Source organism: Gammaproteobacteria bacterium (assembly GCA_032250735.1).
GTDB lineage: Bacteria > Pseudomonadota > Gammaproteobacteria > SZUA-152 > SZUA-152 > SZUA-152.
The window spans coordinates 28,105-47,574 of record JAVVEP010000012.1; the positions used below are offsets into that span (position 1 = coordinate 28,105).

14 protein-coding genes are annotated in these 19,470 nt (G+C 59.8%); 6 read left to right on the top strand and 8 right to left on the bottom strand.

What is annotated here, in order from left to right; translation table 11 throughout:
* Window positions 1-25: 25 nt before the first annotated feature.
* From RRB22_08650 to RRB22_08660, 3 genes are all read left to right on the top strand, one after another.
* Window positions 26-1,984 (top strand): SLC13 family permease, encoded by a 1,959-nt coding sequence (locus RRB22_08650; GenBank protein MDT8384470.1) that lies wholly within the window; start codon window positions 26-28, stop codon window positions 1,982-1,984.
* A 97-nt stretch (window positions 1,985-2,081) separates the two neighbouring features.
* The gene (nhaD, locus tag RRB22_08655) at window positions 2,082-3,446 is read left to right on the top strand and encodes a sodium:proton antiporter NhaD (protein MDT8384471.1); all 1,365 of its coding nucleotides are present in this window, start codon (window positions 2,082-2,084) and stop codon (window positions 3,444-3,446) included.
* 87 nt (window positions 3,447-3,533) lie between these two features.
* Window positions 3,534-5,309, top strand: coding sequence for a SulP family inorganic anion transporter (locus tag RRB22_08660; GenBank protein ID MDT8384472.1), 1,776 nt, complete (start codon window positions 3,534-3,536; stop codon window positions 5,307-5,309).
* A 104-nt stretch (window positions 5,310-5,413) separates the two neighbouring features.
* Here RRB22_08660 and RRB22_08665 read toward each other — a convergent pair whose 3' ends face one another.
* From RRB22_08665 to RRB22_08695, 7 genes are all read right to left on the bottom strand, one after another.
* A complete protein-coding gene (locus tag RRB22_08665) occupies window positions 5,414-7,528 on the bottom strand; it encodes a hypothetical protein (protein ID MDT8384473.1) in 2,115 nt (704 codons plus the stop codon).
* Window positions 7,529-7,799: 271 nt separating this feature from the next.
* Window positions 7,800-8,837, bottom strand: a complete 1,038-nt coding sequence (gene fba, locus RRB22_08670; GenBank protein ID MDT8384474.1) for a class II fructose-bisphosphate aldolase — start codon at window positions 8,835-8,837, stop codon at window positions 7,800-7,802.
* 126 nt (window positions 8,838-8,963) lie between these two features.
* Window positions 8,964-10,427, bottom strand: a complete 1,464-nt coding sequence (pyk, locus tag RRB22_08675; GenBank protein MDT8384475.1) for a pyruvate kinase — start codon at window positions 10,425-10,427, stop codon at window positions 8,964-8,966.
* Window positions 10,428-10,510: 83 nt separating this feature from the next.
* Window positions 10,511-11,695 (bottom strand): phosphoglycerate kinase, encoded by a 1,185-nt coding sequence (locus tag RRB22_08680; GenBank protein ID MDT8384476.1) that lies wholly within the window; start codon window positions 11,693-11,695, stop codon window positions 10,511-10,513.
* A 164-nt stretch (window positions 11,696-11,859) separates the two neighbouring features.
* The gene (gene gap, locus RRB22_08685; GenBank protein MDT8384477.1) at window positions 11,860-12,858 is read right to left on the bottom strand and encodes a type I glyceraldehyde-3-phosphate dehydrogenase; all 999 of its coding nucleotides are present in this window, start codon (window positions 12,856-12,858) and stop codon (window positions 11,860-11,862) included.
* A gap of 67 nt (window positions 12,859-12,925) precedes the next feature.
* Window positions 12,926-14,896 (bottom strand): transketolase, encoded by a 1,971-nt coding sequence (gene tkt, locus RRB22_08690; GenBank protein MDT8384478.1) that lies wholly within the window; start codon window positions 14,894-14,896, stop codon window positions 12,926-12,928.
* 428 nt (window positions 14,897-15,324) lie between these two features.
* On the bottom strand, window positions 15,325-15,885 hold the full coding sequence (locus RRB22_08695; GenBank protein MDT8384479.1) for a thioredoxin family protein: 561 nt from the start codon (window positions 15,883-15,885) through the stop codon (window positions 15,325-15,327).
* Between the two features lie 238 nt (window positions 15,886-16,123).
* Between RRB22_08695 and yegQ the strand changes: the two genes are divergently transcribed.
* The 3 genes from yegQ to RRB22_08710 all read left to right on the top strand — a co-directional run bounded on the left by yegQ (window position 16,124) and on the right by RRB22_08710 (window position 18,383).
* On the top strand, window positions 16,124-17,476 hold the full coding sequence (yegQ, locus tag RRB22_08700) for a tRNA 5-hydroxyuridine modification protein YegQ (GenBank protein MDT8384480.1): 1,353 nt from the start codon (window positions 16,124-16,126) through the stop codon (window positions 17,474-17,476).
* Between the two features lie 29 nt (window positions 17,477-17,505).
* Window positions 17,506-17,919, top strand: coding sequence for an MbcA/ParS/Xre antitoxin family protein (locus RRB22_08705; GenBank protein ID MDT8384481.1), 414 nt, complete (start codon window positions 17,506-17,508; stop codon window positions 17,917-17,919).
* 179 nt (window positions 17,920-18,098) lie between these two features.
* Window positions 18,099-18,383 carry an EF-hand domain-containing protein gene (locus RRB22_08710; GenBank protein ID MDT8384482.1) on the top strand — a complete coding sequence of 95 codons (285 nt, stop codon included), beginning with the start codon at window positions 18,099-18,101 and terminating at the stop codon, window positions 18,381-18,383.
* Between the two features lie 191 nt (window positions 18,384-18,574).
* On the opposite strand, the gene RRB22_08715 is transcribed toward RRB22_08710, so the two are convergent.
* Window positions 18,575-19,432 carry a delta-class carbonic anhydrase gene (locus RRB22_08715; GenBank protein ID MDT8384483.1) on the bottom strand — a complete coding sequence of 286 codons (858 nt, stop codon included), beginning with the start codon at window positions 19,430-19,432 and terminating at the stop codon, window positions 18,575-18,577.
* Window positions 19,433-19,470 lie beyond the last annotated feature (38 nt).

A 19,470-nucleotide genomic window follows, 5' to 3' on the forward strand; every position in this document is an offset into this window, starting at 1 on the left:
CCCCCGATTTCTGGAGCGACATTCATTGAATGACCTAAGCAAATCCACCCTGATCAATCGACTCATCGCCGCCGCCCTCTTCACCCTGTTCGGCCTGTATCTCGCCAGCGTCGTCCCCAGCATCGAGATCGCCTGGGTGACGGGTATCCTGCTGCTGACCATCTATCTGTTTGCCTTTGAGATCGTCGGCGTCGATGTGGCCGCGGTCACCATCATGGTGCTGCTCGGGCTCACCGGCCTGATCGCGCCGGTCATGGGCCTCGACAAGGGCCTGGTGGATACCGAATTCCTGTTCAACGGCTTCTCCAGTAACGCCGTCATGTCCATTATCGCGGTGATGATCATCGGTGCCGGGCTGGACAAGACCGGGCTGATGGGTCAGGTGGCCGGCTTTATCCTCAGGATCGGCGGCACCAGCGAGAAACGCATCATCCCGATCATCTCCAGCACCGTGGGGTTTATCTCCTCCTTCATGCAGAATGTGGGGGCCGCGGCGCTGTTTCTGCCCGTGGTGTCGCGCATCTCGGCCCGCTCCGGCCTGCCCATGTCCCGCCTGCTGATGCCCATGGGCTTCTGCGCCATCCTCGGCGGCACCGTTACCATGGTCGGTTCCAGCCCGCTGATCCTGCTCAATGACCTGATCCTCACCTCCAACACCGCCCTGCCCGAGGCGCAGCAGATGGCCACCTGGTCACTGTTTTCGGTGACCCCCATCGGCCTGGCCCTGGTCGCCACCGGTATTCTCTATTTTGTGATCGCCGGGCGTTTTGTGCTGCCCAGCACGCCAAAGGAGGAGACCTCTTCCGCCACCAATACCATGGCCTATTTCCAGAACACCTACGGCCTGGACTATGCGCTGTTCGAGGTCTTCGTACCCGCGGAAAGCCCGCTGGTGGACCACATGCTGGACGATGTCGAGCACGCCTATAAAATCCGCGTGATCGCCTCGCAGCGTGGCGCCAGCGATCTGCGCATCGGCCCCGGCGGGCTGGCGCGGGACGTCGGCATCGAGGCCAACACGGTGCTGGGCATCCTTGCCTCGCCGGAGCATCTGCTGGCCTTTGTGGAAAAATTCGAGCTCAAACTGCGGCCCGACCTGCTGACCTTTTCCGAGTCCCTGGCCGCCACCAAGGCCGGTATCGCCGAGGTGGTCATCCCCCCCGGCTCCTCGCTGATCGGCAAGAGCGCGCGCGATGTGTGGATGCGCAAGACCTACGGCATCGCCATGGTGGCCCTGCACCGTAGTGGCGAAACCCTGCGCGAGGGTGACGGCATCCGTGACCTGACCCTGCAGGCCGGCGACACCCTGGTGGTCCATACCACCTGGGATGCCCTGGTGCGGCTGGAGCAGAACAAGGATTTCGTGGTGGTTACCACCGAATACCCGCACGAGGAGAGCCGGCCCCACAAGGTCAGCGCCGCGCTGTTTTTCTTCGCCATCGCCCTGATCCTGGTGCTGTTTACCGATCTGCGCCTGTCCATCGCCCTGCTGACCGGCGCGCTGGGCATGATCCTCTCCGGGGTGCTGAAAATCGAGGAGGCCTACAGCGCCGTCTCCTGGAAGACCGTGTTCCTGCTGGCCAGCCTGATCCCCCTGGGGCTGGCGGTGGAGACCACCGGCACCGCCAAATGGATCGCCGAGCAGACCCTGTACGTGGTCGGCGACATGCCCATCTGGGTGATCCAGGCCTCGGTCGCCGTGCTGGCCACCTTTTTTACCCTGGTGATGTCCAACGTCGGCGCCACGGTGTTGCTGGTGCCGCTGGCCGTGAATATCGCCATCGGCGCCGGCGCGGATCCGGCCCTGTTTGCGCTGACCGTGGCGATCGCCACCTCCAACTCCTTCCTGATCCCCACCCATCAGGTCAACGCCCTGATCATGGGGCCCGGCGGCTATCGCGTGCCCGATTTCATGCGGGCCGGTGGTATCATGACCGTGCTGTTTCTGGTGGTGATGATGCTGATGATGAACCTCATCTTTTAAACCACCGATGGTACAGCCTAGCCTTTTTGCACTACAGTCCCTGGCCAATACCCACTGAAAGGATGCCCCCGTGCGCACATTATTGACGGCGACGTTAATGCTCTTTATGCCGGGACTGGTGGCCGCCGCCGAGGGCGGCGCACCCCTCGACCTCACCACCCATACGGTGGGTTATGTCGCCCTTGCCCTGTTCGTGCTCGCCTACCTGCTGGTGGTGGCCGAGGAATTCACCCACCTGCGCAAATCCAAGCCGGTGATCCTCGTCGCCGGCATCATCTGGGCGATGATCGGCGTGGTCTATGCCAATAACGGCATGACCCACGCCGCCGAAGCGGCGGTGCGCCACAACCTCCTCGAATATTCGGAACTGATGCTGTTCCTGCTGGTGGCGATGACCTATATCAGCGCCATGAATGAACGCCAGGTGTTCGATGCCCTGCGTGCCTGGCTGATTCGCAAGGGTTTCAGCCTCCGCCAGCTGTTCTGGCTAACCGGCATCCTGGCCTTCTTCATCTCGCCGGTGGCGGACAATCTCACCACCGCCCTGCTGATGTGCGCGGTGGTGCTGGCCGTTGGCGGCACCAATACCCGCTTCGTCTCCGTCGCCTGCATCAATATCGTGGTCGCGGCCAATGCCGGCGGCGCCTTCAGCCCCTTCGGCGACATCACCACGCTCATGGTCTGGCAGAAGGGCATCGTCGACTTCTGGGCCTTCTTCGCCCTGTTTATCCCTGCGGCGGTGAATTTCCTGGTGCCGGCGGCGATCATGCATTTCGCCATCCCCAAGGAACAGCCCACAGCCGACAGCGAGGACATCCGCATGAAGCGCGGTGCACGACGCATCATCGTGCTGTTCCTGCTCACCATCATCACCGCCGTGAGCTTCCACAACTTCCTGTACCTGCCGCCGGTGATCGGCATGTTGACCGGCCTGGCCTACCTGCAGTTCTTTGGCTATTACCTCAAGAAGACCACCCACCTCGATACGCCAGAGCCCGACTCGTCGATGGGTGAGATCGTGCCCTTTGACGTCTTTAACAAGATCGCCCGGGCCGAATGGGACACCCTGCTGTTCTTCTACGGGGTGGTGCTGTGCGTGGGTGGGCTCGGCTTTATCGGCTACCTGTCGCTGGCCTCGGAACTGATGTATACCCAGTGGGGCGCCACCAGCGCCAACATTGCCGTGGGCGTGCTGTCGGCCATCGTCGATAACATCCCGGTGATGTTTGCGGTGCTGACCATGAACCCGGACATGCCGCTGGGCCAGTGGTTGCTGGTGACCCTCACCGCCGGTGTCGGCGGCAGCCTGCTGTCCATCGGCTCCGCCGCCGGGGTGGCCCTGATGGGTCAGGCCCGCGGCCAATATACCTTTTTCAGTCACCTCAAATGGACACCGGTGATCGCCCTGGGCTATGTGGCCAGTATTGCAATGCACCTGTGGATCAACGCCCACCTATTCTAGGTGATTGACGAAAATCGGGGGCTGCATCAGTCTTTTCGGCTAAATCCCCTTAACCCAACGACCGTTCACTGCCATTAGGAGCCCAATTTGATCAAGACCTGCCCTGTCTGGCTTAGCAGACTGTTTCCCGTTCTCCGCTGGTGGCCCATGGTCAACCGCGAGACCCTGCGCATGGACGCCATGGCCGGCCTGACCGGGGCGGTGGTGGTGCTGCCGCAGGGTGTGGCCTTTGCCGTGATCGCCGGCATGCCGCCGGAGTACGGGCTCTATACCGCGATGATCCCGGCGATTATCGCCGCCCTGTTCGGCTCCTCCTGGCACCTGGTCTCCGGCCCCACCACCGCCGCCTCGCTGGTGCTATTCGCCTCGCTCAGCGCCCTCGCTGAACCGACCACCGCCCAGTATGTTGCCCTGGCGATCACCCTCACCTTCATGGTGGGGGTCACCCAGCTGGTGATGGGCTACGCCAAGCTCGGCACCCTGGTGAACTTCATCTCCCATTCGGTGATCATCGGCTTTACCGCCGGCGCGGCGATCCTCATCGCCAGCAACCAGATCAAGCACTTCTTCGGCGTCGACATCGAGCGCGGCCTGCACTTCTATGAAATCTTGCTCGGCTTCGCCCGCCGGCTCGAGCAGATAAATCCCTATGTTGCGATCACCGGTCTCGCCACCCTGATCACCGGGATACTGATCAAGCGCTTCGCGCCCAAGGTCCCCTACATGATCGTCGCGATGATCGTCGGCAGCGTGGTCGGCTTCCTGCTGGACAGCCTCTACGGCAACGCCGTGACCCAGCTCAAGACCGTCGGCGCCCTGCCCGCCACCCTGCCGCCCCTGTCCATGCCCGACTTTTCCCCCGCCACCCTCAGGGAGCTCGCCCCGGCGGTGCTGGCGGTCACCCTGCTGGCGCTGACCGAGGCGATCTCCATCGGTCGCTCCATTGCGGTCAAGTCCGGCCAGCACATCGACGCCAATCAGGAGTTCATCGGTCAGGGGCTGTCCAACATCGTCGGCAGCTTCTTCTCCGCCTATGTGGCCACCGGCTCCTTTAATCGCAGCGGGGTGAATTACCAGGCGGGCGCCAGAACCCCCATCGCCGCCCTGCTCTCCGGCCTGCTGCTGATCGGTGTGGTGCTGGCCATCGCCCCGCTGGCGGCCTATCTGCCCAATGCCGCCATGGCCGGCATCCTGTTTCTGGTGGCCTGGGGGCTGATCGACTTTCATCACATCAAGAAGATCTTTCAGGCCAGTCGCTCGGACTTCACGATTCTACTGGTCACCTTCATCGCCACCCTTACCCTGGAATTGGAATTCGCCATCCTGCTCGGCGTGATTCTATCGCTGGTGGTCTACCTGTCACGCACCTCGCGCCCCAAGGTGCTGAGCCGCACGCCCGACCCCAGGCACCCCAAGCGCTCCTTCACCACCGACTCCAGCCTGCCCGAATGCCCCCAGCTCAAGCTGATGCGCATCGACGGCTCGCTGTTCTTTGGCGCCGTCAGCCACGTCGCCGAGAGCCTGCGCCGTTTTCGCCAACAGAACCCACAGCAGAAGTCCGCCCTGCTGGTGGCCTCCGGCATCAACTTTATCGACGTCGCCGGTGCCGAACTGCTGGTGCAGGAGGTCAAAAACTACCGCAAACTCGGCGGCAACCTCTATTTCTACCGCATCAAGGAGGGCGTCTGTGACCCGCTGCGCCGCGGGGGCTACATCCAGGAGATTGGGGAAGAGAATATGTTCAGCTCCAAGACCGAGGCCATTGCCGAGATCTTTGCCACGCTGGACAAGGACATCTGCGCACGCTGCGACAAACGCATCTTTAACGAGTGCCAGTCGATCCCGCCACCCACCAGTACATAACCCCCGCCTGGGGTGCGGCTCTTCGATGCAAAAAAAAGGGGTGGACATTGTATCCACCCCTTTTTTCATAGGCACCTGGCCGACCGCCATGGGTCATGGCCTGATCAGAAATCGGCTGCCTTAGTGCCCGCCGGTGTGAAGCTACCGATGCCCGCCGTGCCGCCCGCCCAGGTAATGGTGCCGACGAAACAGCTGTCTGTTGCTGTGTCAGTATCCATGTCTCCGCAGTTCACCTGACCCACCTCGGTGCCGAGAATGGAGATGGTCACAGTCACATCATTTTCCGTACCGCTATAGGCGTCCACATAGACCTTGTATTCTCCGTCCTGGGTGATCTGGTTCATCCAGATATTTTCGATGCCGTTACCGCAGGAAATACAGTCCACATCCAGCTTGGGATCGTCCTCCTCGTCCCCGGTACCCCAGGATATGTTGTTGATGCCGGTGCCATCCAGGCCCACCTTACAGTTGCCCCAGTTGCAGTCATCGGCACCGCCACCGCCGTTGCTATAGCTGCCGCCAGGGCGAACCAGGTGCAGGTCCATATCGGTCGAACCGTCCCAGGTCATCTGTGCCCGGAACAGGGCCAGATCCGTCAGCGAGGTAATGCTAATAGTCTGACTACAGCTGCTATTGTCCGCGTAGATACCGGACACGGTAATGTGATTCGCGCCGGCGAACAGGGGCAGATCGAGCGCGTAGCTTCCACCCGCGCCGAGGGCGAGGGCGATGGTATTGGACTGCTCACCCGCCGTGACCGTCAGATAGGCTGCAGTGGGCGTGCCCAGAATGGTGCCCGCGATACTGATTGCGGTATCCGTGGTGGTGGCGCCATCCGCCAGATTGCTGGCGTCTGCGGCCGTCGCGGCGATGCTGACGTTGGTACAGCTGGCCGTGGAGATCCGTACCCCACAGCTGGTAATGCCCAGATGATTGATGTTGTCGACAAAATCGGTGCCTACATCGAATAATCCATCCCTGTCGGTATCCACCACCACGTCGTAACAGGTCGTGCCACCCAGGCTGGCGAGGCTGGCAAAAGGCACCAATACCCAGGGGGCCAGGCTGTTATTGTCGTTTTGCACCGGGCTGCGCTTGGCGCCGCTGCCTACCGCAACCAGCGGGTCACCATTTGCCCATACGGCCTGATGGGCAACCAGGTAGGTGTCCACCGCACCGGCCGTGGTGAGCGCCGAACGCTCCGTTGGCATCAGAAAGGCCTGCAGATCACGGATCGCCGCCACATCGGCATTGGGGTCAAAGATCTCGCGTTTGTTGCCATTCTTGTCCGAGGCGATTTTCTGTACCGCACCGGCGCTGGGACCCTGCACCGCAAAGCAGGGCAGCAGGCGGCTGTGGCGCGAGATCAGATCAGTCCCCGGGTTAAAGTAACCATTGCCGTTCACATCCACCACCACGTCATAGCCGCCGATACCATAGGTGCTGGCCAGACCCAAATCGATCTGACCCGTGCCGCCAGTGACGGTGATGGTGGCCGGTGTGCCGCTGATCAGCCCGCCATTCGCCAGGGGTTTTTGTACGTCGGACAGGACATACACATCATAGCTGCCATCCGCCAGTGAACCGGTGTTTTTGTCCACTCTGGCGAAGACGTTGTCCCCGCTCAGGAAAGAGGCCTTGGCGACGCCCCCTGTATCCACACACTGCACACGGCTCAGGTCCGCCACGTTGTAGGTCAGGGTCTGCGGTGTTCCACCACCGCCCTCTTCCGCCACGGTTACCGTGTAATCACCCAGGAAAGCCCCGGGCAGCATATTCTGTACGACCGTGGCCTTGTTGATGGCGCCCGTACTGTCGGAGATGGCGATCAGGCCTCCCGTCGGGGTGATCTCTAACGGCACGGTATCTGTGTCCGCAATGGTAATGGTGTGTCGCGTATTGGCGGTCAGGCCGGTCAGCGACAGGGTTATGGGATCATGCAGGTCTATGGGGGTGGTGATGGCGACGCCACAGCCATCAACGATGCCGGTCTGGTCACTGTTACAGAGGGGGATCACCCGTGTAGTACCACCCACGGTGGGTACGCAATCCGGGCCGGCAAAGGGGCTGGAACAAGAGAGGCTGAAACTGCTGCCCTCTCCCGTTGCAAAACCTGAACCTGCCGGCTCTCCTCCGCAGGATGACAGCAGAAACAGGACGGCGGCAGAGAAGATACCGATGATTGAAATTCGATGAAAATCTGGCCCATTGACGCGCATATGCAATCCCTAAATAAGAAGAGGTCTCTAAACGATGGTAATGAAATCTATTCGCAAGGTCTAGAAGCGGCTGGCGGCTGTATTTCTGAAGTCTTTTGTTCTGTGACTGTGGTCACAGTAATCATCCGACTGACTGTACTGCGCCACAGCACTCCACCCGCCAGGCAATGGCCACCGTCTCCCTGACCCAGACGTGACCCAATAAAAGGGGTGCCTAAGCACCCCTTTTATACTACCTAATTGTTTGCTGCCGGGCGGCAGACAAGATGGCCTATTTGTAGAAGCCGATCATCTTCTCCAGCGATATTGGCTTGATCTTCGAGGCATGGCCGGCGCAGCCAAAGGCCTCGAAGCGGGCCTGGCAGATGGCCATCATGGCATCGGTGGAGGCCTTGAGGAACTTGCGGGGATCGAAGTTGGTGGGGTTTTCGGCCAGGTGCTTACGCACCGCACCGGTGGAGGCCATGCGCAGGTCGGTGTCGATATTGACCTTACGCACACCATTCTTGATGCCTTCCTGGATTTCTTCTACTGGCACGCCGTAGGTCTGGCCCATGTCGCCGCCGTAGGTGTTGATGATCTCCAACCAGTCCTGTGGCACCGAGGATGAACCGTGCATGACCAGATGGGTGTTGGGAAGTTTGGCGTGAATCTCGCGAATGCGGTCGATACGCAGGATATCGCCGGTGGGCTCCTTGGTGAACTTGTAGGCGCCGTGCGAGGTGCCGATGGCGATGGCCAGGGCATCCACGCCGGTTTGGGCAACAAAGTCGGCGGCTTCGTTGACGTCGGTCAGCAGCATGTCCATATCCAGCTTGCCCTCGGCACCGTGGCCGTCCTCTTCACCCATCTCACCGGTTTCCAGTGAACCCAGGCAGCCCAGCTCGCCTTCCACGGAGACGCCACCGGCATGCGCCATCTTCACGACCTCGGCAGTGGTGGCCACGTTGTATTCGAAGCTGGCGGGGGTCTTCATGTCGGCCATCAGCGAACCGTCCATCATCACCGAGCTGAAGCCGGACTGGATGGAGCGCAGACACACGGCGGGCTCGGAACCGTGATCCTGATGCATTACCACAGGGATATGCGGATACTGTTCGATGGCTGCGGCAATCAGGTGACGCAGGAAGGGTTCGCCTGCGTAGGAGCGCGCGCCGGCGGAGCCCTGCATGATCACCGGGCTATTGGCCGCATCGGCAGCCCGCATGATGGCCTGCACCTGCTCCAGGTTGTTGACGTTAAACGCCGGCATACCGAAATCGTTCTCGGCGGCGTAATCCAGTAGTTGACGTAGTGAAATAAGGGCCATGGGTTTCTCCTAAATGTTGCTATCTATAAAAGGGGTTCAAAAAATATCGTGGTTTAAATGCTATAGGGTCTAAACGCGCTGTACGCTGAGATTACACCTCGATCGAAAAGTGCCGTAGGCACGGCGTTATTCGACGGCCTCTTCACTGCCGTTGTTGAGTATCTCCTCACCGACGCGAACAATCTTCATGGCATTGGTACCACCCAGCACGCCCATCAGATCGCCCTTGGTCAGGATCACCAGATCACCGTCGCGCACCACGCCGCGGCGCTTCAGCTCGTCGACGGCCTCCCGATTCACCACCGCATGATCCTTGGACTTGGTATCGAAGCTGATGGGATAAACGCCGCGGTACAGGGTCACCTTGCGGCGGGTGCTGACATGGCTGGTCAGGGCATAAATGGGAATGCCGGAACTGATCCTCGACATCCACAGCGGGGTAGAGCCGGACTCGGTAAGACAGGCAATGGCCTTCACGCCGAGGTGGTTGGCGCTGTACATGGTGGCCATGGCGATGGCCTCGTCGACCCGCGTAAACAGGGTATCAATGCGGTGGTCTGAACGGGTCGCCACATCCTGTTTTTCCGCCTCGCGACAGACACGGTCCATCGCCGCCACCGCCAGTTGTGGGTATTTGCCCATCGCGGTTTCCGCCGACAGCATCACCGCGTCGGTGCCGTCGAGCACCGCGTTGGCGACGTCGAAAACCTCGGCACGGGTCGGGATCTGATTCTCGATCATCGACTCCATCATCTGGGTGGCGGTGATCACCACCCGATTCAGGCCGCGGGCGCGCTTGATCAGGTCTTTCTGCACCTGGGGCAGGGCGGCGTCACCGATCTCCACACCCAGGTCGCCACGCGCCACCATGATGGCGTCGGAGGCCAGGATGATCTCGTCGATCACCTCCAGCGCCTCGGTGCGTTCAATCTTGGCAATGATGCCGCAGGTGCCGCCGGCGGCCTTCACCAAGGCCCGCGCCAGCTCTACGTCGGCCGCGGAGCGGGGAAAGGAGATCGCCACATAGTCGGCCTTCAGTGCGGCGGCGGTGATGATGTCGGCCTTGTCCTTGTCGGTCAGGGCCGGCGCGGAAAGCCCACCGCCCTGACGGTTGATGCCCTTTTTGTCCGAGAGCTTGCCGCCCACCTTGACCTTGCAGTGAATCTCGGTGCCTTTGACTTCTTCCACCCACAGCACCAGACGTCCATCGTCGAGCAGCAGGTTATCGCCCCGTTTGACATCCTGCGGCAGTTCCTTGTAGGCGATGCCCACACGCTGCTGGGTGCCCGCGTGCGCGCCACAGGCGGCATCCAGAATAAAGGCATCACCCTCGGCCAGCTCAATCGGGCCATTTTTAAAACAGTCGATGCGGATCTTTGGTCCCTGCAGATCGGCCAGCACGCCCACCTGACGCCCGTGCGCGCGGGCACGATTGCGTACCGTCTTGGCGCGTGCGGTATGTTCCTCCGCCGAGCCATGCGAAAAATTGAGGCGCACCACATCGACACCCGCCTCGATGAGTTTATCCAGCGCCTTGGGGTCGTCGGTTGCGGGGCCCAGGGTGGCGACTATTTTGGTTCTTCTTTCCAATTGCGTTTTACTCCAGTGAAAACCGGGCATCTGTTATTGAATGAATATCTTGTGGTTAGGTGCGGTTCGCCTTGTGCCGGGATCTAGCCCTTGGCGCGCTCTTCAAGGATCGCGACCGCCGGCAGTTTTTTGCCCTCCAGGAATTCGAGGAAGGCGCCGCCGCCGGTGGAGATATAAGACACCCTGTCGGCGATCTTGTATTTATCCACCGCCGCCAGGGTGTCGCCACCGCCGGCAATGGAAAAGGCCTTGCTCTCGGCGATGGCCATGGCGATGGCCTTGGTGCCCTCGCCGAACTGGTCAAACTCAAACACGCCGACCGGGCCGTTCCACACAATCGTGCCCGCATTCTTCAGTGTATCCGCCAGGGCCGCCGCAGAATCGGGACCGATATCAAAGATCATATCGTCGTCCGTCACCTCGCTCACCGACTTCAGCGTGGCCTGCGCCGTTTCCGCAAACTCCTTGGCGCACACCACATCGGTCGGCACCGGGATGTCGCCACCGCGGGCCTTGGCGTCGGCGGTGAGTTTCCTGGCGGTGTCGACCAGGTCGGGCTCGTACAGGGATTTACCGACATTGTGGCCCTGCGCGGCGATAAAGGTGTTGGCGATACCGCCACCTACAATCAGTTGATCGACAATCTTCGACAGCGATTCCAGCACGGTGAGTTTGGTCGACACCTTGGAGCCACCCACAATTGCAACCATGGGGCGCGCCGGATTATCCAGCGCCTTGCCCAGGGCCTCCAGCTCACCCGCCAACAGCGGACCGGCACAGGCAATCGGTGCAAACTTGGCGACACCGTGGGTCGAGGCCTGGGCGCGATGCGCGGTGCCAAAGGCGTCCATGACGAAGACATCACACAGCGCGGCCATTTTTTTGGCCAACGCATCGTCATTCTTTTTCTCGCCGACATTGAAGCGCACATTTTCCAGCAGCACCACATCTCCGTCACGCATCGGGCCAACACCCTTTTCGACCCAGTCCTTCACCATTTCCACATTACGTCCCAGCAGGGCGGCCATGTGATCGCCCACCGGGATCATGGAGAATTCTTCGTTGTATTCCCCCTCGGTGGGTCGACCCAGATGCGACATCACCATCACCTTGGCGCCCGCCTTCATGCAGTGCTCAATGGTGGGCAGGGAGGCCAGGATGCGCTGATCACTGGTGACCTTGCCGTTTTTAATCGGCACGTTGAGATCCTGGCGAATCAATACGCGTTTGCCGGCCAGGTCCAGATCGGTCATTTTGATTACTGACATTCTAATTTCTCCTAATCTAAAAAGACTTAGGTCAAGGCCGACCTTCAGCTAAATCTTTTCTGACATTAAGAGGAAAGGGTAAAGAGAAAAGAGAAAGGGAATGTGGCGGGCTTGCGCCCGCCGCTTTTATTCCCTTTGCTCTTGAATCTTTTATCTTTCCTCTGCTATTGAGCGACGTGCTCCACAAAACGCAGCATGTTGCAGGTATAGCCATACTCATTGTCATACCAGGACACCAGCTTGACGAAGGTGCCGTCCAGGGCGATACCGGCGCCGGAGTCGAAGATGGAGGACTGGCTGCAACCGCGGAAGTCGGTGGAGACAACGCTTTCATCGGTGTAACCCAGGGTGCCTTTCATCTCGCCCTCGGAGGCTTTTTTCATGGCTGCACAGATGTCATCGTACGAAGCATCCTTGTTCAGCTCTACCGTCAGGTCGACCACTGACACGTCAGAGGTGGGCACGCGGAAGGCCATACCGGTCAGCTTGCCGTTCAGTTCTGGCAACACCACGCCCACAGCCTTGGCCGCACCGGTCGAAGAAGGAATGATGTTTTCCAGAATGCCGCGACCACCGCGCCAGTCTTTTGAGGAAGGGCCGTCCACGGTTTTCTGGGTGGCAGTTGCTGCATGCACGGTGGTCATCAGGCCGCGCTTGATACCCCAGTTGTCATTCAGCACCTTGGCGATCGGTGCCAGGCAGTTGGTGGTACAGGAGGCGGCGGACACAATCGCCTGGCCGCTGTAGCTGTTGTGGTTAACGCCATACACATACATGGGCGTGGCATCCTTGGAAGGTGCCGACATCACCACCTTCTTGGCGCCCGCATCGATGTGCTTCTGGCAGGTCTCTTCGGTGAGGAAGAAGCCGGTGCATTCGATCACCAACTCGGCACCGATCTCGCCCCACTTCAGGTTGGCGGGATCACGCTCCGCTGTCAGGCGAATGGTCTTGCCGTTCACTACCAGGTTGTTGCCTGAAACGGAAACGTCACCGTCGAAGTTGCCGTGCACGGAATCGTACTTGAGCATATAGGCCAGGTAGTCTGCCTCCAGCAGGTCATTGATACCGACCACCTCGATATCACCGAAGTCTTTTGCGATGGCGCGAAAGGCCATACGGCCGATACGGCCGAATCCGTTAATGCCGACTTTAATTGTCATATAACACTCTCCTTAAAGGTTTTATTTCTTGCTTCAATTAAAAATTTAAAAGGTCACCCGAATTCAGTTAGAGGAGCGATTCAACGGCTGCGACAACATTTTCCACCGTGAATCCAAATTCCTTGAACAGCTGATCGGCCGGGGCGGATTCGCCGAAGTGATCGATGCCAATCACCTTGTCGGCATACTTGTACCAGCCATCGGTCACCGCTGCCTCGACCGCCAGGGTGGGCACACCCTTGGGCAGGACCGAGGCCTTGTAGGCATCATCCTGCGCCTCAAAAATGTTGGTCGAGGGCATGGAGACCACGCGGATCTTCTTACCGCTTAACTGCTGGGCCGCACCCATGGCCAGCGCCACTTCGGAACCGGTGGCGATGATGATGGCATCCGGGCTATCGCATTCACCCAGGATGTAACCACCCTTGGTGATGTTGGCGATTTGCGCATCGGTACGGGTTTGATGCGGCAGGCCCTGGCGCGAGAAGATCAGGCAGCTTGGCCCCTCTTTGCGCTCAATGGCCTGCTGCCAGCTGACGGCGGATTCAACGGCGTCACAGGGGCGCCACACGGCCATGTTTGGAATCATGCGCAGCGTGGGAATCTGTTCGACCGGCTGATGCGTCGGGCCGTCTTCACCCAGACCGATGGAGTCATGGGTAAACACAAACAGACTGCGAATCTTCATCAAGGCGGCCATACGCAGCGCGTTGCGGGCATATTCCGAGAACATCAGGAAGGTGGCGCCAAACGGAATCAGGCCACCGTGCAGGGCGATGCCGTTCATGATCGCGGACATGCCGAATTCGCGCACACCGTAGTTGACGTAATTGGCCTCCACATTGCTGATCATCGGCTTATAGCCAGACCACTCGGTCAGATTGGAGCAACCGAGATCGGCCGATCCCCCGAACAGTTCCGGCAATAGCGGTGAATAGGCCTCGATCGCGGCAAGCGACGCCTGACGGGTGGCGGGGCTTTTGGCCTCGGCGTTGACGGCGGCAATATAGCTGGCCGACTTTGCTGCCCAGTCGGCCGGCAGATCGCCCGCCATGCGGCGCTCATATTCGGCCGCCAGTTCTGGATAGGCGGCCTTGTACGCGGCGAGCTTCTCGTTCCAGGCCTTCTCTGCGGCAGCGCCCTTTTCCTTGGCGTCCCAGCCGTGATAGATATCGGCCGGCACCTCAAAGGCGGGGTGATCCCAGCCCAGCGCGGCCTTGGTCAGGTTGATCTCTTCCTGACCCAGCGGCGCGCCGTGACAGGCATGACTACCGGCCTTGTTGGGCGAGCCAAAACCGATCGTGGTCTTGCAGCAGATCATGGTCGGCTTGTCGGTCATCGCCTTGGCGATTTCGATGGCCTTTTGAATGGCCTCGGGATCATGTCCGTCCACATCGGCCAGCACATGCCAGCCGTAGGACTCGAAACGCTTCGGGGTGTCATCAGTAAACCAGCCCTCAACGTGGCCGTCGATGGAGATGCCATTGTCATCCCAGAAGGCAATCAGCTTGCCCAGGCCCAGGGTACCGGCCAGCGAACAGGCCTCGTGGGAAATGCCTTCCATCAAACAGCCATCGCCCAGGAACACATAGGTATGGTGATCGACGATGTCGTGGCCCTTCTGATTGAACTGGCCGGCGAGGACCTTTTCCGCAATCGCCATGCCCACGGCATTGGTGATGCCCTGACCCAGCGGGCCGGTGGTGGTCTCCACGCCAGGCGCATAGCCGTATTCGGGGTGACCCGGGGTCCTGGAGTGCAGCTGACGGAATTGCTTGAGGTCTTCGATGCCCAGATCGTAACCGGTCAAATGCAGCAGGGAGTAGATCAACATGGAACCGTGGCCATTGGACAGCACAAAGCGATCCCGGTTAGACCAGTGGGGATTGCCCGGATTGTGTGTCATGTGGTCATTCCACAACACCTCGGCGATATCGGCCATGCCCATGGGTGCGCCGGGGTGACCGGAATTGGCCTTTTGTACCGCGTCCATGCTGAGGGCACGGATGGCGTTGGCAAGATTTTTGCGGTTTGACATGTGATTCTCCTAAAACAAGTTCAAAAAATGTAATCAATCTGTATTGCCGCAACTTCAAAAGAGCACGATGCGTTGCACAAACCTTTTGTCACTGACCTTCCGTCACAAACCTTCTGTCGCCGGAAAGCGGAAACCAATTCGCCGCGATGCGCGTTAACTCATTACGCAAGCCGTCACTGCCGGGGATACATGAACAAAACCTGCTGGCCGTTAACCCGTCCGGATTAACGGCAGAATGATAGTGCTGTTATTAACGCTCCCCCGGATCGGCGCGCCAGAAAATAGCCTCAACTCGGTCGCCAGACCCCACCGCAACTCCCGCCCGCCCGGACTGAACGCCAGCGGAACCTATAATTCTCCCCGATCGCGGTCATCAGAGCAAGAGCCAGCATCCGCCAATCACCCGTCACCGCCCGGAACCGGGGGACTTATTCGGGCTCCTGCTTCCACTTGATGGAGCATCCCATGCTGGGAATCTGCGCCTCCGGCCCCCTGCCCGTTTCCGCCACCTGCTTCATGGCTTCAAACAGGTCACGCCGCGCATCCGCCACCCGCTCCTTGCGACTCTCATCCAGCCGGCCCCGGTACTGCAACTGCAGATCCGCGTTGTAACCGAAAAAATCCGGGGTGCAGACCGCACCGTAGCGTTTGGCGATCTCCTGGGTCTCATCCAGCAGGTAGGGGAAGGGGAAATCAAACTCGCGGGCCACGGCCTGCATGTTTTCGAACGAATCTTCCGCATAATCCGTCGGATCGTTGGACATGATGGCCACCGCATTCACCCCCAGCGCCTTCAGCTCCCGCGCATCACGCACGATGCGTTCACGGATCGACTGCACATAGGGGCAGTGATTGCAGATAAACATTACCAGCAGACCCTTTTCACCCGCGCAGTCGGCCAGGGTCCAGGTCTTGCCGTCCACACCGGGCAGGGAAAAATCGATTGCGGGGGCGCCAAAATCACAGATCGGGGTTTCTGTTCTGACCATGGGTCTAATCTCCTTTAAATCGGTATGGATCAATCGTGCCTTATGAACGGGCCAGCCATCATACACGAGGGCGCCCGATGGGGCGCGACATGATACAATCTGCCACCTCGTCCGATCCACCACAGCCGTCCCGCACTCCCGGGCCACCAATATTGCCCAACCGTCGTTACTCAATAACCATTACCCAACCACCATTGCCCAACAACCATAGTCCAACGATGCGCCCATGGAACACCCCGTGAAAAAGACACCCGAACTGCTTTCCCCCGCCGGCACCCTGAAAAATATGCGCTATGCCCTGGCCTACGGCGCCGACGCGGTGTATGCCGGCCAGCCGCGCTACAGCCTGCGGGCGCGCAATAACGATTTTGACCTGGCCAATCTGCAAATCGGCATTGACGAGGCGCACGCCCTGGGCAAGAAGCTGTTCGTGGCCAGCAACATCTCGCCCCACAACGCCAAGATCGCCACCTATATGACGGACATGGCGCCGGTGATTGCGATGCGGCCCGATGCCCTGATCATGGCCGACCCCGGGCTGATCATGATGGTGCGCGAGCGCTGGCCGGAGATGCCCATCCATCTTTCCGTGCAGGCCAACACGGTCAACTATGCGACCGTGCGTTTCTGGCAATCACTGGGGATTGAGCGGGTGATCCTGTCGCGCGAGCTGTCCCTCAACGAGATCGCCGAGATTCGCCAGCAGTGCCCGGATACCGAGCTGGAGGTGTTTGTACACGGCGCGCTGTGTATCGCCTACTCCGGCCGCTGTCTGCTGTCCGGCTACTTCAATCACCGCGACCCCAACCAGGGCACCTGCACCAATTCCTGCCGCTGGGACTACAAGGTCTCTGCCGCCACCGAGGACGCCACCGGCAATCTCCAGCTCGCCACGCCGGTGACCGTTGTCCCCCAGACGGCGGCCTGTGGCGACACCAGCCGCCACCCGCACGCCGACCAGGCCGTGCTCATCGAGGAGCCCGGCCGCCCCGGCGAGCTGATGGCCATGGAGGAAGACGAGCACGGCACCTACATCATGAATTCCAAAGACCTGCGGGCGGTGGAACACGTCCAGCAGCTGGTGGACATGGGTATCGACTGCCTCAAGATCGAGGGCCGCACCAAGTCCCACTATTACGCCGCGCGCACCGCCCAGGTCTATCGCCAGGCCATCGATGACGCCGTCAGCGGCCAGGCGCTCGATCCGCAGTTGCTGGGGGTGCTGGAGGGCTTGGCGAATCGCGGCTACACCGACGGCTTCTATGAGCGCCACCACAGCCACGAGACCCAGAATTACCTGACCGGTCACTCACGCAGCAGCGAGCAGCAATTTGTCGGGGAGATCACCCGCATCGACGCGCAGCGTGGGCTCGCCGAGGTGGCGGTGAAGAACCGTTTTTCGGTCGGCGATCGGCTGCAACTGATCCACCCCGACGGTAACCGGGACGTGATCCTGTCGCACATGACCGATCTCAAACACCAGCCCATGGAGGTCGCCCCCGGCGGTGGCCACACCGTGCTGATCCCCTGGGAGATGGACGGCACCGATAACGGCGCAGGACTTGGCCTCATCGCCCGGTATCTCGGCTAATCCGCCCCACCGAGCCTGAGCACCGCAGCATGCCAGACCTCAACCATCAGCAACAAATCGACCTGACGATCCTCATCGTCACCCTGCTGGACGACTGGCAGGTCGGCAATGCCGACAAGATCACCCTGCTGGCCCTACCGGCAAAAACGCGCACGCGCGCCCTGCCACGCTACCTACAGGGCAACCCGCTGCCCTTCACGCCGCAAATCCTGCAACACATCGAACATCTATTGGGAATCGCCGACGCCCTACGGCTCGCCAACCCGCGCAACGCCCAGGCCGGCGCCCTGTGGCTGCGCCGCCCCCTGTCGCGCCTGCAGGGGCGAACGCCGCTGGAGATCATGCTCACCGAGGGCCTGCCCGGGATCATCACCGTACGCAAGCATCTCGACTGCTCCTACGACTGGCACACCGACGCGCAGTCACATAGGCCGATGAAATAGGGGGCGAGCCACCAGCCGGCCAGACGTCGGCGCGCCATTCTTCTCGCACTGCAAGCCTCCCCCCACCTTGACTACCGGCCTTTCGGGGCTAACTTCTCTGCACGGGCAGCGGCAATTTCCCGCCTGCCTCTCAACGCGCCTCTCGCGCCCCTCACCCCAACTCGCAAGGATGCCATGTCATGAAAACACTCTGCATTGTCAGCACAGGATTCTGTTTATCGCTCAGCGTAATGGCGGCGACGGCTGCCGCGCCGACATTTGACGGACTCGACCGCAACGCCGACGGCTACATCAGCAAAGATGAAGCCAAGGCTTACAAGGGCATGCATAAAAACTGGTCCAAGGTTGACACCAATAAGGACGGCCGCGTCAATATTGATGAATTCATCAAATTTGAATCCACCGGCCGCTTCGAGCCACCGCAAGACGCTGAAACCCCTGAACTCGGCGCGGCACCAATGTAATCTCGCCAGACGACTATCCGCCGATGCCCCTGAGCTGCGGCGATCGGGATCGACCGGCCGAAATTCAGGCACAAAAAAACCGCGCCCACTTTCGTGAGGCGCGGCTGCTCGCTCTGAGCTCCGTGTGCGCTATTTTGTGGCTAGCGCACCCCGGTGTTCCGCAGCTGTACTGTGTAGCTGCCAACCAATTGCTAGAACTTTGAAAGAAGGTCTGGATTGGTTACCAGGTTTCTTACACCATGCGCATGATCTTCATTAAAAACATTGCCTTTACACCAATCGCCTACCGTCTCAATGTTAACCTTAGCGACCTTGGGGCGAACGCTCCATGTCACCTGAAAAGGGGAGCCTTTTTCATTGTAACCAGGTCCTGTCGTTGATCCAGCGTACTGAACAGGCGTGCCCGTATTGTCAGGAATATTCGATGCTTGATGCAAACCATCCTTTAAGCCGTGCTGAGTCAATTTTCCAAAGTCCAAAGCACTTTTATCATTGACCAATACATATACCTGAGTCTCTACACGCAACTGCGGATTATTAATTGCATCACTCAGGCATGAACCCAAGGTTGGACCCGGCTGAACCTGCGCGGTTGAGTGCACGTAATGAACTTCGATCGTGTCTCCAGCAGAAAGGCTACCGTGTTCGCTCGGACAGACGCTGGCAGACGCCAGCTCTGCAGCACTCAGCTTTCCAGAATACTTGTAACCACTTTGGTAACCGTGGCCATCGCCGTTACCCGCATACTGGGTAAACTCACCGCCCTTATGTTCAGCGTTTTTGTGAAAATGGATATTACAGAGGCTCATCCCTGTAGAGTCAGGCGCGGCTCTGAAGATGCGTCCGTTATTGCCCCTACTTGAATCGATATCACGCGGAGACTGGGGCCCGAAACCTTTGCCCTTCGTGTTTGCTGCAAGCGCGTCACGCTGCTTAGCAACCACTTGATCAGCGACCTCACCGTGGGCATCCGCCCCCTTACTGCTTGCAATGGCACACACGGGTAGTAGCGCCGATATTGCACACATAATGACCGCTCTTTTCTTCATTGTTATTTTCTCCCTCATATTTATAGGCTCACGATTTA